Source organism: Psychrobacter raelei, from assembly GCF_022631235.3.
Taxonomy (GTDB): Bacteria; Pseudomonadota; Gammaproteobacteria; order Pseudomonadales; family Moraxellaceae; genus Psychrobacter; species Psychrobacter raelei.
On the sequence record NZ_CP093310.2, the window covers coordinates 3,080,346 to 3,095,665 of the forward strand.

Genomic DNA, 15,320 nt, shown 5'->3' on the forward strand with positions numbered 1-15,320 from the left:
TGCTGTGATTTTCTGCCCTCCTTAACCGCTTCGTTTAATTCAAATCCCCTCCTTTTATCCGCTTGCTGTCAACCGTTGTTTTTTATCGACACTAAGGGATGGGTGTATGTCTTATTTTTAAGCCAATTTGACCCTTATTGTTATGTTGTCGCCCTTATCCACCCCTTAAGCCAGCACTATTTGCTAGCCCAATGAGGAAGTTATGAAGCCTATTGCCCCCCTATTTGCCCGCTCGCCTGTCCGTTCTGTCGTCGTCAGATTACGCCGCATCCCTGCGCTGCCTGCAGCTAACCCGACCGTATTGGCCACATTATTGGGCGCTTCGCTCAGCCTGCCTATGAGCGTTGCCCATGCCGCTCCTGAGGTTATGCCCTCATACAATGCCAGTCAAAGCGAGCAGGTCAATCGCGGCGCTTATGTGGCGCGTCAAGCCGACTGTATGGGCTGTCATAAAGAGGACTACTCAGGCGGCGTGGCAGTCGAGGCACCGATGGGCACCATTTATGCCACCAACATTACCCCTTCAATAAAATATGGTATCGGCAACTACACCGAGCAAGATTTCAAAAACGCCTTAACCAAAGGTAAAACCCCGACCCACCGTCTATACCCAGCCATGCCTTATCCTGATTATAACGCCATGAGCGACGAGGATATCTCAGCTTTATTTGCCTACTTTAAGACGGTCCCTGCCGTAGATGAAGCGCCTGAGCATAAGACCCAATTGCCCTTCCCCTTTAATATTCGCACCGTGATGCTCGGCTGGAATATCGTCAATATGCCAAAATGGCAAGCCCGTGATGGCCTAAATGACACCCAAAAATACGGTCAATATTTGGTCGATAATCTCGCCCACTGCGGCACGTGTCATACACCGCGCAATACCACCTTCGGTTATGACATGAACAACTACCTAAGCGGCGCTATGCTGGGCAATTGGCATGCACCCAACATCACACCTGATGCCAGCAGTGGTATCGGTAACTGGAGTGAGGCGGACATTGTCACCTATTTGCGTCAAGGCAAAATCCATCAAAAAGCGGTGGCTTCAGGCCCCATGAATGAAGTGGTGTATAACAGCACCCGCTATCTTAGTGACAAGGATTTAAGCGCCATTGCCAGCTACCTAAAAGCGGTACCTGCCATTACCACCGAAGACACCGTGCAACCAGTTAATAGCGCAGCCTTACCGAGTGAACATAGCCCCAACATGACTTTTGATCTGTTGGCGCAGATGGATTATCTCAAGCAAGCCAACGCTCAAGCCAAATCACCCGGTGAGTCTTTGTATCTTAATCAATGTGCAAGCTGTCACGGGGTCAATGGTTATGGCCAGCCTGATGCTGGTTATGCCCCTATCGTTGGTATCTCAAGTCTCAGACGGGACAATCCTGCACCTGTCATTAATGTGGTGGCGCACGGTATTCAACAAGTGCCCAATACCCGTCCTAGAATGCCAGGCTTTAAAGACGAGCTGAGCGCAGAAGAAATGGCGCAAGTGGTCAACTATGTTCGTACTACCTTTGGCGGTCTATCCAATAGTGACGTATCTGCTGATGATATTAATGGGCATTTGAACCGAGGTGACAGCGCCCCTTTTTTGATTAAAAATGCCGGCTGGCTTGCTGTATTAGGCATTATCGCTGGTCTGATTGTATTGGTTTTATTGATTCGCTGGCTGTTTCGTCGCCGTGCTTAAAAATGAATAAAAACTGACTCAAAGCATATTTAAGAAAAACACATATAAAATGGCCAAAATCGTTTTGGCAAAAACCATATGGCCAAAAGTAATAAGGATAAGACCATGCTAGACAATCTAAAATCGCCCACACGCCGGCAGCTGCTCACCATGATAGGCAAAACAGCCGGTGGTGCAGCCATGTATCAAGCCATGACTACCTTAGGCTTTGCTTCTGAATCTAGCTTTAAAAAAGAGCTTGAACTTACTGGGGCGCCAGCAGGGGCCAGTATTATAGTCTTAGGGGCAGGACTTGCCGGCTTGACCGCCGCTTATGAACTCAGAAAAGCGGGCTATAAAGTCACCGTTTTGGAGTATCAAAATCGAGGCGGCGGCCGCAGTATTACCTTAAGGGGCGGCGATAGATATACCGAGCTTGGTGGTGAGGAGGTCACTTGCGATTTTGAAGAGGGCAACTACTTTAACCCAGGTCCTTGGCGCTTGCCCAGCCACCACTATGCGGTGTTTCATTACTGCAAAAAGTTTGGGGTTGAGATGCAGCCATTTATTCAACAAAACAGCCGTGCCTACTTACATCGCACTCAACACTTTAACGGGGCACCGCAGCGACTTGGTGATGTGCAACATGACATCCAAGGCCATGTCTCTGAGCTGTTATCAAAGGCGGTCAATGTCGGTAGCCTAGACCGTCAAGTGACAGGCGAGGACAAAGAAAAGCTGTTAGAAGCCTTAAAGGGCTGGGGCGCACTCGACAAAGACTATAGGTATAAAAAGAGCCTTGAAACCAGTAAACAGCGGGGCTTTTCGGTGTATCCAGGGGGCGGATTAATGCCCAATGAGCAAGCCTCTACCCCGCTACCCTTAGATGATATTTTGCAATCAGGGGTATGGGGCGATATTTATGCCAACCACACCAACTATATGCACAGCCCTACGATGTTTCAGCCGGTGGGTGGAATGGGCAAAATCGGTGATGCTTTTACCCGTGAATGCCAAGATATGATTACGCTCAATGCCAAAGTCACCGAGATTCGCCAAGATGATTCTGGTGTTACCGTCTCTTATGTCGATAGTAATAATGAAGCCGGTCCGGTTAAAACAGCACGCGCTGACTGGTGTGTTTGTACCATCCCCTTATCAATATTGAGCCAGTTGCCCATTAACGTCTCAAAGCCAATGCGCGATGCCATAGCAGCTGTGCCTTATGAGACGTCATTTAAAGTAGGTCTGGAATTTAAACGCCGCTTTTGGGAGGAAGACGAATGGATTTATGGCGGCGTAACCTATACGGATATGCCGATTAAACAAATCTCTTATCCATCACAAGACATGTTCAAATCAGGCAGTGGCGTATTGCTAGGCGGCTATGGGTATGGCCCCACCTCTTACAAATTTAACTCTTTAGCGCCCCAAGAGCGTATTGAAGCGGCCTTAGCTTACGGCAAACACATTCACCCTCAGTATCTAAAAGAGTTTCGCTCAGGGACATCCATGGTCTGGCACCGTATGCCTTGGACCTTAGGCTGCTACGGTATATGGACCAAAGAGACTCGTGATCAGCATTATAAAACGCTGTGTAGCATTGATAATCGTATCGTATTGGCCGGAGAGCACTGCTCGCACATTCCTGCTTGGCAAGAAGGTGCCATTTTATCGGGTCTCGATTCCGCCAATCGCTTACACCAACGTGCCAAAGCAGTCTAACCCATGACTGTTCTTATTTGTCATGGATTACACAATAAAGAGGCTCTTTAATATGAAACACCTAACCTACCCCTCATTGCCTAATATGGGCATGCTAATTATGACCTCAGCCTTAGCGGTATTAACAGGCTGCTCGTCACAGTCTGATAAACAGGCCACCACCTTAGCCCAGACCACGGATAGCTTTAGCCAAACGGCTGTCTCCCCTGAAGTTGACCCCTATGCCAGCCGCAATGACGGGGCTTGGGGCGGCGTATATATGAGCGAAGCTGAGCTGACTGACTCTAATCGCCATATCGTAGATGTGGATGCTGTGCCGCCTTTTGATAAAGACCCCAGTTTAACGAAGTGGAATGAAAAGTTTGGCTTTGAGCATGCTTATACCACCACAGATGGCAAAAAGCTGTATCACGACTCTTGTGCTGCCTGTCATATGCATAAAGGTGAAGGCGCCTATGGTGCCGGCTACTATCCACCATTGGCCAACAACAGTAAGATGCAGTCTAAGTACTATGTACTAGATATCTTGATTAATGGATTTAGAGGTATGCCCTCATTCCGTGGTATGTTAAACGATGAGCAGATGGCGGCGGTAACCCAGTATATTGCTCAAGATTTAAATGGCTTTGACGTAAAGGTGACAGCAGAAGATGCCGCACAATTGCGTCCTGCTGAGCCGCCCACGTATGATCCCTCGGATGAATAACAGCGGTTGTTATAAGTGGTATTTAACTTATAACATCGCCCTATCCACCCCGATAGCTAAGCGCCTCACTTAGATGAGGCGTTTTTATAATAACCTTTGTCGTATAATAAAAAATAAATTAAATTTAATGAATCCAATTAATGAAGCTGGGATTAATGAATAGCGCATAAATGCAAAGGATTGATTATGAAAATCTCACTTAGCAAAGCCATTATCGGAGTAGCATTGTCGTCACTGGTTATGGGTTGTCAAACTACATCAGTCACTTATAGCACTAAACCTGTAATCGGCTCCGATACAAGAAGCGCTGTAGAAAAAACAATTATTAATAAAGACAATACTAACCCCCTGCCCGCTGCTGCTTCCTCCCCTTTATTACTTTATTATTTTACCCCCACACTTTTGATGCAGCGCATATATCCCGTAGTTACAGGTCGCTATGTGGTGCAAGACAATTGCTTGAAATTTGAGCAGATTTATAATAATAAGACCCGTCTTTTAACCCCTCTGTTTGATCCTACTTACAAGGTCTCTTTGCTACAGAATGAGCAAGCTCTTATCTTAGATGGTACACAGGTGAAATTCGGAGAGACTGTAAAGACTGGCGGTTCGGTTAAAGAAGAGTATCTGTTTTATCACCTACAGTTTGATAACCCACAAGGTGGGGTATCTGAGTCTGTGCGTAATCCAGAAGACCACGTTTGTCTTACAGAGCCGGGAATCTTTATGAGAAGTAAACTAATAGATTGACTCTAGCCGCCACGATAGCTAAGCGCCTCACTTAAATGAGGCGTTTTTATATCTGTACTGTTTGCCAAATCTGCTATGGTTCGTGCCACTCGCAATAATCGGTGGTAGCCACGGGCGGATAAATTCAGTTTGCTTTGTGCCATCGCTAACAGCTGTTTTTCACTGTCACCCAACGTAATATGCTCGTCCATTTCGCTTGGGGTTAACTCACAATTGGGTTTGTTTTGCCGCTCCTGTTGACGTTTATAAGCACGAGTTACCCGTGTTCGAACCGTCTGTGAGGCCTCACCTGGCTGACTATTCTGAAGGTCACTAATCGGTAAAGCGGGTACACTAACCTGCAAATCTATTCTATCTAGTAGAGGACCAGAAATTTTATCCTGATAACGCTGAATTTGTTCAGGTCGACAATGGCAACGATTAGAAGGGTCACCATGATAACCACAAGGACAAGGGTTCATCGCCGCTACCAATTGAAAGTTAGCCGGAAAAGTTGCTTGTTGATTGGCCCGGCTAATGGTGATTTGCTTTGATTCTAAGGGCTGACGCAATACCTCTAACACTTTTCGATCAAACTCTGGCATCTCATCTAAGAATAAAACGCCTTTATTGGCCAGTGTAATCTCGCCAGGCTTAGGGCGTGAGCCGCCCCCGACCAAGGCCACCGCCGAAATAGTATGGTGAATTTCGCGAAAGGGGCGAGTGCCATAATGATACTCAGTATTGGCCACAGAATAAGTGCTGGCGACCTCCAGCGCTTCTTCTTCACTTAAGTCTGGCAATATGGTCGGCAATCGAGCTGCCATCAAGGTCTTACCTGAGCCAGGAGGGCCACTAAATAACAATGAATGACCGCCAGCAGCTGCAATCTCCAGTGCCCGTCTGGCATGATGCTGCCCTTTAACATCAGCCAAATCCACCTTATAAGCCACTTTCTGCTTAGCCTCTTGCGACACTACGGCTGTCAGTAACCCCTGTTCGCTGCTTGCTGGGTGGACGCCTAACGGATTGTTTTCTGCCTGCAAATGCTCGCACACTTGTTTTAAGCTCTTGACGGCATAAACCTGCATACCACTTATCCGGCTTGCTTCAATGGCATTACCTGCCGGAACCATCAGCTTGCGCGCCCTATCATCTGATTTTGCCGCCATGGCTTCGCTTTTTATGGCTCGTGCTACTGCAAGCGCACCTGATATTTCGCGCAGCTCTCCGCTTAATGCCAGCTCACCAATAAACTCATAAGACTCTAACCACTCAGGCTCAAGCTGACCACTGGCCGCTAAGATACCCATAGCAATGGGCAAATCCAATCGTGCCCCTTCTTTGGGCAAGTCCGCAGGGGCCAAGTTGATGGTCAATCGCCGATTGGGAAATTGAAAATCCGAGTTAATCAATGCCGAGCGGACCCTATCTTTACTCTCACGCACTGCCGCTTCAGGAAGCCCCACTATAGTGAGCGCAGGCAAGCCTTGCGATAAATGTACCTCAACCCTAACTTTAGGGGCATGTAGCCCGACGACCGAGCGGGTATGGACTTGAGCAAAAGACATGATAAGCCTTATATAAATAATAATTATTAAATTTGTTTCATTCATAATAAATTATTTATTAACAGTTAGCAAAGCTGCAAACACATTAATTTATGTCGGCCTTAGCCGCATCCTATCAACGACAGTAATGGTGTTAGAATAAGGACTTAGATCCTCAAGGTAGGTTTAGGAGCAGGCGGCAGTGAACAAGAATATTAAAGTGGCTATTGGTTGCTTGATTGCTGGCGGCGCTCTGCTTGGCTTATCTACTAATCTGGCCAAATACGCTGGTACAGTGGGGCTCACTCCGCTGGCGTTTGTATTTTGGTCCATTAGTGGGGCCGCTTTTATCTTATTGGTTATCTCTTTGCTGCGCCGTCAGCCGCCCCCTTTAACTCGGCGTAGTCTTGAGTATTATGCTGTGGCTGCCTTAGTCAGTGTTGCCGGCTCTAACTTGATATTTTTCTCAGCCATTCCCCAAGTGGGGGCAAGTTTTGTGGCGCTCATCATCTCACTGCCGCCTTTACTGACTTATTTGGGCGCACTCTTGTTAAAGATGGAGCGCTTTAGTCCAATGCGGGCTGCAGGGGTAGCCGCAGCATTAAGCGGTGCTGGGGTACTGGCTGCTAATAAGCTTGGTGCGCCTAATGCCAGTGTGTTTTGGATTATCGTGGCCTTGTGTGGCCCAGTGCTGCTTGCCATAGGTAATTTGTATCGCACCTTACGCTGGCCCACAGGCGCCTCACCCAGTGCCCTTGCGCCTGGGATGCTAATAGCAGCAGCGATACAATTGGGTATGCTGGGGTTATTGCCCCACTTTTCACTCACTTTACCTCGCGAGGATCCACTGGCTTTGATAGTATCAATGGGGCTAATTGTACTGCAGTCCTTTGTTTTTGCCGGACAGTTTCAAGTGCTGTTTTTATTACAAAAAGCCGGCGGGCCGGTGCTGCTAAGCTTGCTGGGTTCAACCGCTGCACTGTTTGCGGTTCCTATTGCCATATTTTTTCAAGCAGAAGCGCCGCCTGAGGGACTGCTATGGGGTGCAGGACTTATTGCCCTCGGGGTCACTTTGGTGACGTTAGGTGGCCTAAAAAACAAGCAGGCGCTCTAAAAATTCAACCTTAACAGCCTTAGGCTCTTGGTCTTGCCTTATTTATGCTTAAAAGTGCTCATAACTTGTCGCTCCTATTCCTATATTGCTATTACCTGGCTATTGACTAAGCCCCCCTACACGATAGAGGTATAGAAAACCGGGCAGATTACAGCTACCTTAGTATAATTTGTTATAATTGATTCGATTTTAACCCTCTCCTCATAGCTCCTGTTTATCGGCTCTCCGATAAGGCCAATCTTATGACTCATTCTGCCATTTTTACAGACCAAGCCAGTCTTCCCCCATCTACTGAGCGTCCGGATTTTTCTCCTAGCAATCCTTATGCCAAAAAACAGTTTGATGCAGCGACCTCTGAGATGCCGCAGTTAGAATATGATCAGGCGTTAATTCATAAATATAATCGTTCAGGGCCACGCTATACCTCATACCCTACTGCGCTTGAGTTTAAGCCCATTGAAGCCGGCGTTGAATTAGAGGTTTTGACCCGCCGCGACCCCAATGCGCCCCTATCGCTTTATTTTCACATTCCCTTTTGTCGCCATCTTTGCTACTACTGTGCTTGCAATAAGATCATCACCAAAAAGAACAGCGATGCCGGTGACTACCTAGCGTATCTAAAAAATGAAGTAAAACAAAAGCGTGCCTTATTACAACGTCCTGACTCAGGTGGTAAGCCTTATGTCAAGCAGCTGCATTTGGGTGGGGGTACACCGACTTTCTTTAGTGATGAGGAACTGACTGAGCTTTGGCAGTTTTTGCAGACCCAGTTTGAATTTGCACCCACCTCAGTTGAGCAAGTGAGCGATGAGCACCCAGAAATGGGAGACTACTCTGTAGAGATTGACCCTCGAGAGATTAGAGATACCACGTTGAGCGTGTTACGCAGTTTGGGCTTTAACCGAGTCAGCTTCGGGGTGCAGGACTTGGATGACAAGGTTCAAATTGCGGTGAACCGAGTGCAATCTGAAGCGCTTATCCGTAGTGTGATGCAAGAGACCCGCCGCTTAGGCTTTCAGTCGACCAATATTGACTTAATCTATGGGCTGCCGCATCAAACGCCGCAGACGTTCGCTAAGACGGTACAGACCATTATTGACATCTCGCCTGATAGATTGTCCATCTTTAACTATGCGCACCTGCCTGATCGCTTTAAGTCGCAGCGTCAGATTAAAGAGGAGGATTTACCGACACCAGCCGAGAAGCTTGAGATGTTCAGTGATACCATAGCCGCGTTGAATACAGCTGGCTACCAGTACATCGGTATCGATCACTTTGCGAAGCCTGATGACAGCATGGCCATCGCTCAGCGTGATGGTATTTTGCACCGCAACTTCCAAGGCTATACCATCTTAGGTGACTGCGACTTATTGGGCTTTGGTGTCTCCTCTATCAGTCAAATTAACAGCACCTTGTATGCCAATAAGGGCAATACCTCTACTCATATTCTACAAAATCACACAGATTTAAAAGCGTATGAGGCCATGGTAGATGCCGGCAAACTGCCGGCGGTACGCCATATCAAAACCAGCATACAAGACCGTCTGCGTGGTTATGTGATTTCCAATCTGTTGTGCCATGATTACATTGATTTTAAAGACTTGAATCAAAAATTTGGGATAGATGCCATCACATTTTTTATTGATGAAATTCAGCAGCTCGGTGAGATGCAGCAAGACCGACTTATAGATATGGATGCTGCCGGTATCCGTATTTTGCCAAAGGGACGCCTGCTTGCCCGCAACGTGGCCATGGTATTTGATAGCTATTTGGCAAGTAAAGAAAAAAACCGCTTCTCTAAAGTGATTTAGTGCTCTAAAAGAGTCGTCATTGCACCAAAACTCCTAAATAAAGCGGCCAATATAACCCCCTGTTATTGACCTAAAAAAACCGACACCACGTTAGATGGTATCGGTTTTTTTGGTTAAAGCGGTGGTTTTATTTTAAAGATGCCGCCACATCTTGTAATAACGGCGGTATGTCCATCATGCCGGTAATTACTTCAATAAATACCATCTTATCTTTGGCTTTGTCCGCTTGAGACAGCGCTGATTTTAGCTCAGCTGGGGTCGCAGCTTTTAGGGTCAAGCAGTTGTGTTGATTGGCACCAAAAGCTTGAGGCATCACCTGCCAATCACACACAGGAATGTCATTGTAAAGCTCCTCTTCGCCGTGAATGGCACGCTCTACGGTGTAGCCTGCATTATTGATTAATAAAATCACTGGGTTTAGCTGCTCACGAATCATTACCGCCAAATCTTGAATGGTCAATAGCGCTGAGCCATCGCCGATAAGCAGCACACTACGCTTGTTAGGTGATGCTATACCGGCCCCCAAGCTGGCAGGTAATGTATAGCCGATAGAGCCCCACAGCGGCTGACCATAGAAGGTTACCCCTTCAGGCAGACGCACTTCGCTCATGCCAAAATAGGCGGTACCTTGCTCAGCAAACACCAAGTTATTGCCATCCAAACAGTCGGCCACAATATGCCATAAGTCTTTTTGCAGTAGTGGCTCATCATCACCGCCTTGCTGCTGATGCACATCAACTGGCGCAATAAGTGGCTTGGCGACCACCTCAATGCCTGATGTTAATACCTCATGCAGTGCTCGTAGCGCATCCTTCATGGCGATGGGAGCAAAGGTCTTATCGGCTACTGTGGCACGCTCTTGATGAATATCGACCACTTTTGAGGTATCAATCTTTTGAGTAAAGCCGGAGGTGGTGGTGTCGGTATAATTAACACCCAATTTAATCAAACACTCCGCATTTTCAATGGCATCTTTTACCGTAGGCTGCGAGGGCTCACCCACATAAACACCCGCCCAACGATCACTGTGCTCATCGATTAAGGTCTTACCCCAAGATAAAGTGGCATAGGGGATTTGAGTGTCGGCTATCAGTGCTTTTAGCTGAGATTGTAGGCCCAGGCGGTGTACCATTAAGTCTGCAATTAAGGTGGTGGCTTTGCCTTCGATATAGCAGCTCAGCTCTTTTTTGAAGTCAGCCAAAGCCTCTTGACTGGTGATGTCCTCTTCACTGTCTTTTAGCTGAGTGGTGGGACGATAAATAGGCAGCTTGGCCACATCAGGTGACAATAATAAATAACCAGGGCGCTGCTTTTTTAGCACCATGCGAATTACCCTATCAATCTCAGAGGCGGCGTTTTCGGCCGTAATCTCAGCTCGGGCCACGCTGACAGGCTCCACCATTTTAATAAAGTGGTTAAACACCCCATCACCTAAGCTGTGATGTAGGCGGCGCTTGCCATCTCTTAACTGAGTATTGGGTGCGCCCACAATATGCAGCACCGGCACATACTCGGCGTATGAGCCAGCAGTGGCGTTAATAGCAGACAGCTCACCTACCCCAAAGGTGGTGACCATGGCCGAAAATCGGCGTTCGCGCGCATAGCCATCAGCAGCATAACCGGCGTTGAGCTCATTGGTATTGCCTACCCAGCGCAGTTTATTTGAAGCAATAATATTGTCTAAAAAGGCTAAGTTGTAATCGCCTGGCACCCCGAAGATTTCGGTGGCACCCGCTTCAGCTACTCGGTCAAATAGATAATCAGCAATGGTATAGATGGGCTGTGACATAGCATACTCTCTTATTTTAGTTAGGTTTGATTGTTATCACTTAAGTTAAAGAGGGTCATGGGGCACGGCTTATGGTTTAAAATTCCTTTTAATGACCGCCCCTCCTTTTAAGCCGCTTATTTTAGTAAGCGATTCATTTTATCAGTTAACCATTCTATTTGGTGATACCTATTCAAAAAATAAGTAATATGTTATATGAAGTCACAGCTGTGTAAAAATCAGCTCATCTAATACTATCCGGTCATACGCTTGGGGTGACCACGTACAGCCGGTTAGCATCTATTACCCTCTTCTCGGCATCAAGATATTTATGCTCAATCCCTTTGTCTGAATCATTGATGGCAAAGTCATCGTCATTTAATAGCCCCAAAGAACCATCTTGACGCAGCCAAATGCCCTCAAGCTTGTCATGCGGATAATCAATGGCTTTGAGCACATCCACTGCCAATGTTTTTTTGACCGGATAAATACCCAGCTTCTCCAGTAGCTGCCAATTAGCCTCATCTTCTGCAATCAGTTGCTCAAGGGTTAAGCCATCAATTAACAGTCCAAGCTGCTCATCTTGAGTCAGTGTGACAGCCAAGTCTGACTTTGCTGCCATATCAGTTAAATGCTCAAAGTCATTGATGTTGGTGGCACAGGCTAAGTCAATTTTGTAAATCAGCTTTTTGGCAGTCGGCTGTTGCCAAGGAAACTGACGATCATGCTCAGCGACATAAAATTGCTGCTCATTAATAGCGGCAAGTGCTGAGTTAACATGATTGACCGCATCCAGTCGATATAGGTATTGCGCAAGCTGCCCTGTTACTAGATTTATCGTTAATAGTCGGGTCAAAGCAGATTGCCTGCCCTGCTTATCGGGGTTGTCCATTGAGGACTCCATAAGCCCCACCAGCGTGCTTTGGTCTGGGGTAATGGTCAATGACTCCATACCACGGTTGGTGCGACGCTTGGCCAACTCTGCCGGTAATAACAAGGGTTTATCTCCAGCCATAACGGTATTGCGGTTATCTGCACCAAACGGATTAATCCGCTCAATCTCAACCCCCTGCGCATCATAATGTACCAAATGCGGACCATACTCATCGCTTATCCAAAAGCTGCCATCATTCAATGCCGCCAGCCCTTCGGGATCCAAACCGTTAAGATCGGTTTTTACTGGATTGCTCTGAGGATCATAAGGCCTACTAGGGTCCTTCGTCATCGGCTCACCATGAACATCATAAGGTATCTCATTGGTACCACCAAAAGCCTTAGGGTTAGGCAGTCCACTTATGGGCTGCCCTGCTTTATCTTTTAATACAATCTCTTTAACTTTGATAATCTGACCCTCAGGTTCGACCTGAAATAAGCCGATTTTTGGGCTATAGCTTGGCACCAAAAACTGCTTGCCCTCGCCCAGACTGCCTTTAAAGTCTGAATTGGGACCTCGGTCTGTCAAGGCGTAAAACTGATTGGCATTGGTGGGATGAGCGGCCGCATCCGACCCAAATCCGCCGCCGCGAATCTCAAGTGGGGTGCCCGGATAAGCGGCATTATCATGAACGGTATCCAAGACATCATAAGGCAATGGTGTACCTTGAGTGATGGGATGTAAGTCAGTATTTGACATAGCTCACCTTCTTTTAGCTTAGTATGCTTTTAGCTTAATATAAATATAGGAGGATTAGGCAACTTGGCAAGACACAACACAGCCCCCTTGCCGCTTAGACACCGCTTATTACTTTTGCCGCACATACACAGCTCGCGTCAAGTAACTGGCAAGTAAATGGGTTGTGCCAAGCGCATCGGAGCTTAGGCTTAATGGGTACAATAAAGCCGCACCTTAAGGTTGAAACTTATTGCCCACCATGCCTTTTACAGTACTTAAGATATCGGCAGGCAATACCACCGTTTTGGCATTGTCCGACTCGGCCAGCTCACGCATGGCCTTGATATACTGCTCACCCAATAGATACACCACAGGCATCTCCTCTTTGCCCATCGCTTGACTGATTAAGCGAATAGATTCCTCTGACCCTTTGGCCAGTACCACTTGAGCTTCTGCATCACGGCGTGAGGCTTCAAGACGGCCATCAGCCTCTAAGATAGCCGCTTGTTTTTGACCATCGGCACGCGTTACGGTAGCACGGCGTTGACGCTCTGCGGCAGCCTGCTCTTCCATAGCGGTTTGCATCGTGTCTGATGGGTTAATATCTTGAATTTCAACTGTTTTTAGAGTAATACCCCAATCGGCGATATCCTCTGAGATGGCATGCTTAAGCAAGGCTTTAATCTGATCACGGCTTGATAAGGCACTGTCTAAATCCATCTCACCTATGATAGAGCGCAGTGAGGTTTGTACTAAGTTACGGATACCATGCTCATAATCTTCAATACCATAGACCGCTTTTTCGGGCTGTACGATGCTGATATAAGCCACGGCGTTGGCAATAATTACCACGTTATCGCGGGTAATCACCTCTTGTGAAGGGATGTCTAACACGATGTCTTTGGTGGTGAGCTTATAAGCCACATCATCCACATAAGGAATAATTAAGTTTAAACCCGGCTCTAAGGTTTGATGATACTTACCTAGGCGCTGCACAATCCACTTATACCCTTGCGGCACAATTCTGACGCCTTTAAAGATGGTAAACACCACCAAGGCCACCAAGACAATCATCACGATACTCAAACTGTTCATATGCCACACTCCTGCTGTTTATATTTATAACTATTGATTTTTATTATTTATCACTGATAACGACCATGGCTGATCTAGACTAATGTTAGGTTAATAATAGTTAGATTAACAATAAATGGGGCAAATAGCGCTTTGCTGATGCTCTGTCAGCGCCGTTACCGTTAATGTGCTATAGGTACCGAGCCAGGTAGAGGCGCCACAACCAGCTCATTACCCATAATATCCACCACAACCACGCGTTGACCCACCTCTAGCGGTTCATCACGGCTGCGACATTGCCATTCAGCAGCGCCCACGATAGGTACACTAAAGCGCACCGTACCGGTTTGGTTGTCAGAGGGCGCCCTAATAATCATCCCTTTTTCACCGATGATAATGCTGCCACCCAGACCGGCTTTGGTACGATCGACCGATAAAGGCTTGATATATTTAAACCAAATAAATACCATCAGCACAGACAGTATTAACCACAATACAATCTGAATCACTACAGGTACCGGAAAAAGCCAGCTTACCAAGGCAACAATAAGGGCTGCTACCCCAAACCATAAGGCTGCGAATGTGGTTAGAAACATCTCTAAGATAATTAATATCCCACCAAGAACCAACCAATGCCAAGGCTCTATCTGCCACATAACCGTATCCTTAATTTAAATATTATGTTTATTATTAATTATTAGCACGCCCCTTATACTATCACTTTTAGCGGCGGTTAGTAGCGCGGATGTTTTCAGGTTTTGTGGACGTCAGTCTTAATTTGCCAACTGCCATTTGCACAAAAAAAACGACCGCCGGAGCGATCGTTTTTTAGTTGTCTGCGTCATTGATTTAAATTTGCTAGACAGTGTAATGGCATTCAGCGTGATTAGAACTTAAAGTTAGCGCCTAAAGTAACCCCTTCAGATCTTAGATCACCTAGGCCAGCTACTTTATCTACTTTTGGATACCATTCATAAGCCAACTCAACGGCAGCATTCGGTGCTAGGTTATAACCAAAGCCTAGACCACCACCAATACCCACATCAGAGCTTGAGGTCTTGCCGCCAACCAGTTTGTCTTCTACTTTGATTTTGTTTTTTGCAACACCAACACGGCCTTTGGCGTATAACTCTGTATTTGGGAAAGCATGGTCATAAGTGGCATATAGACCATAGTTTTCTGCTTTATATTCTTTACGGTCAGTATCTGTTTTAATTAAATCATTTTTTTCGGTGGTGAGGTACTCAGCTTCAACCCCAATACCTTGGTTAGATTTCACACCAGTATATACACCGTATGAAAATGCTTTGTCTTTGGCATCATCTAAATCAAACTGGCCAACTTTGGCACCGATATAAGGCTGTGCAGTCATACCATTGCCATAGTTCACGGCAGCTTGTGCACCCACAGTCATTAATGAGCCAGCAGCTAAAGCAAGTAGAGTTTTTTGTAAAGTTTTCATGGTCTTCTCCTTTGAGGTTATCATTTCTGTGATTGGGATGAGCCCTCTAAAGCCATGATTTGTCATTGATGGCTTAACGGCCTATCCCTTT

The 15,320-nt window shown here is 46.6% G+C and carries 12 protein-coding genes; 6 read left to right on the forward strand and 6 right to left on the reverse strand.

Annotated features, from left to right (window positions below; translation table 11 throughout):
* Positions 1-202 precede the first annotated feature (202 nt).
* From MN210_RS12910 to MN210_RS12925, 4 genes are all read left to right on the forward strand, one after another.
* The gene (locus tag MN210_RS12910; protein ID WP_338412324.1) at positions 203-1,699 is read left to right on the forward strand and encodes a c-type cytochrome; all 1,497 of its coding nucleotides are present in this window, start codon (positions 203-205) and stop codon (positions 1,697-1,699) included.
* Positions 1,700-1,804: 105 nt separating this feature from the next.
* Positions 1,805-3,403, forward strand: coding sequence for a flavin monoamine oxidase family protein (locus MN210_RS12915; protein ID WP_011961568.1), 1,599 nt, complete (start codon positions 1,805-1,807; stop codon positions 3,401-3,403).
* 52 nt (positions 3,404-3,455) lie between these two features.
* On the forward strand, positions 3,456-4,109 hold the full coding sequence (locus MN210_RS12920) for a c-type cytochrome (RefSeq protein WP_241878781.1): 654 nt from the start codon (positions 3,456-3,458) through the stop codon (positions 4,107-4,109).
* A 186-nt stretch (positions 4,110-4,295) separates the two neighbouring features.
* Complete coding sequence (locus tag MN210_RS12925; RefSeq protein ID WP_338412325.1) at positions 4,296-4,859, forward strand: hypothetical protein; 564 nt, start codon at positions 4,296-4,298, stop codon at positions 4,857-4,859.
* A 2-nt stretch (positions 4,860-4,861) separates the two neighbouring features.
* Here the strand turns inward: MN210_RS12925 and MN210_RS12930 are convergent, their stop codons facing one another.
* Positions 4,862-6,409, reverse strand: a complete 1,548-nt coding sequence (locus tag MN210_RS12930; RefSeq protein ID WP_241878783.1) for a YifB family Mg chelatase-like AAA ATPase — start codon at positions 6,407-6,409, stop codon at positions 4,862-4,864.
* Between the two features lie 181 nt (positions 6,410-6,590).
* On the opposite strand from MN210_RS12930, the gene MN210_RS12935 reads away from it, so the two are divergent.
* Complete coding sequence (locus tag MN210_RS12935; RefSeq protein WP_110817225.1) at positions 6,591-7,502, forward strand: DMT family transporter; 912 nt, start codon at positions 6,591-6,593, stop codon at positions 7,500-7,502.
* A gap of 242 nt (positions 7,503-7,744) precedes the next feature.
* Positions 7,745-9,313, forward strand: a complete 1,569-nt coding sequence (hemN, locus tag MN210_RS12940; protein WP_155587242.1) for an oxygen-independent coproporphyrinogen III oxidase — start codon at positions 7,745-7,747, stop codon at positions 9,311-9,313.
* 127 nt (positions 9,314-9,440) lie between these two features.
* Here hemN and MN210_RS12945 read toward each other — a convergent pair whose 3' ends face one another.
* The 5 genes from MN210_RS12945 to MN210_RS12965 form a co-directional block, all read right to left on the reverse strand.
* On the reverse strand, positions 9,441-11,102 hold the full coding sequence (locus MN210_RS12945; protein ID WP_338412326.1) for an alpha-keto acid decarboxylase family protein: 1,662 nt from the start codon (positions 11,100-11,102) through the stop codon (positions 9,441-9,443).
* A gap of 241 nt (positions 11,103-11,343) precedes the next feature.
* The gene (locus tag MN210_RS12950) at positions 11,344-12,714 is read right to left on the reverse strand and encodes an esterase-like activity of phytase family protein (protein ID WP_338412327.1); all 1,371 of its coding nucleotides are present in this window, start codon (positions 12,712-12,714) and stop codon (positions 11,344-11,346) included.
* 213 nt (positions 12,715-12,927) lie between these two features.
* Positions 12,928-13,788, reverse strand: coding sequence for an SPFH domain-containing protein (locus MN210_RS12955; protein ID WP_011961575.1), 861 nt, complete (start codon positions 13,786-13,788; stop codon positions 12,928-12,930).
* A gap of 161 nt (positions 13,789-13,949) precedes the next feature.
* A complete protein-coding gene (locus MN210_RS12960) occupies positions 13,950-14,423 on the reverse strand; it encodes an NfeD family protein (protein ID WP_110817229.1) in 474 nt (157 codons plus the stop codon).
* Positions 14,424-14,653: 230 nt separating this feature from the next.
* Positions 14,654-15,229: an outer membrane beta-barrel protein gene (locus MN210_RS12965; RefSeq protein WP_110817230.1), complete on the reverse strand. Its 576-nt coding sequence runs from the start codon at positions 15,227-15,229 to the stop codon at positions 14,654-14,656.
* Positions 15,230-15,320: the final 91 nt, after the last annotated feature.

Coding starts and splice junctions, on each gene's coding strand:
- MN210_RS12910 (WP_338412324.1), top strand. CDS start 203: ATGAAGCCTATTGCCCCCCTATTTGCCCGCTCGCCTGTCCGTTCTGTC.
- MN210_RS12915 (WP_011961568.1), top strand. CDS start 1,805: ATGCTAGACAATCTAAAATCGCCCACACGCCGGCAGCTGCTCACCATG.
- MN210_RS12920 (WP_241878781.1), top strand. CDS start 3,456: ATGAAACACCTAACCTACCCCTCATTGCCTAATATGGGCATGCTAATT.
- MN210_RS12925 (WP_338412325.1), top strand. CDS start 4,296: ATGAAAATCTCACTTAGCAAAGCCATTATCGGAGTAGCATTGTCGTCA.
- MN210_RS12930 (WP_241878783.1), bottom strand. CDS start 6,409: ATGTCTTTTGCTCAAGTCCATACCCGCTCGGTCGTCGGGCTACATGCC.
- hemN (WP_155587242.1), top strand. CDS start 7,745: ATGACTCATTCTGCCATTTTTACAGACCAAGCCAGTCTTCCCCCATCT.
- MN210_RS12945 (WP_338412326.1), bottom strand. CDS start 11,102: ATGTCACAGCCCATCTATACCATTGCTGATTATCTATTTGACCGAGTA.
- MN210_RS12950 (WP_338412327.1), bottom strand. CDS start 12,714: ATGTCAAATACTGACTTACATCCCATCACTCAAGGTACACCATTGCCT.
- MN210_RS12955 (WP_011961575.1), bottom strand. CDS start 13,788: ATGAACAGTTTGAGTATCGTGATGATTGTCTTGGTGGCCTTGGTGGTG.
- MN210_RS12960 (WP_110817229.1), bottom strand. CDS start 14,423: ATGTGGCAGATAGAGCCTTGGCATTGGTTGGTTCTTGGTGGGATATTA.
- MN210_RS12965 (WP_110817230.1), bottom strand. CDS start 15,229: ATGAAAACTTTACAAAAAACTCTACTTGCTTTAGCTGCTGGCTCATTA.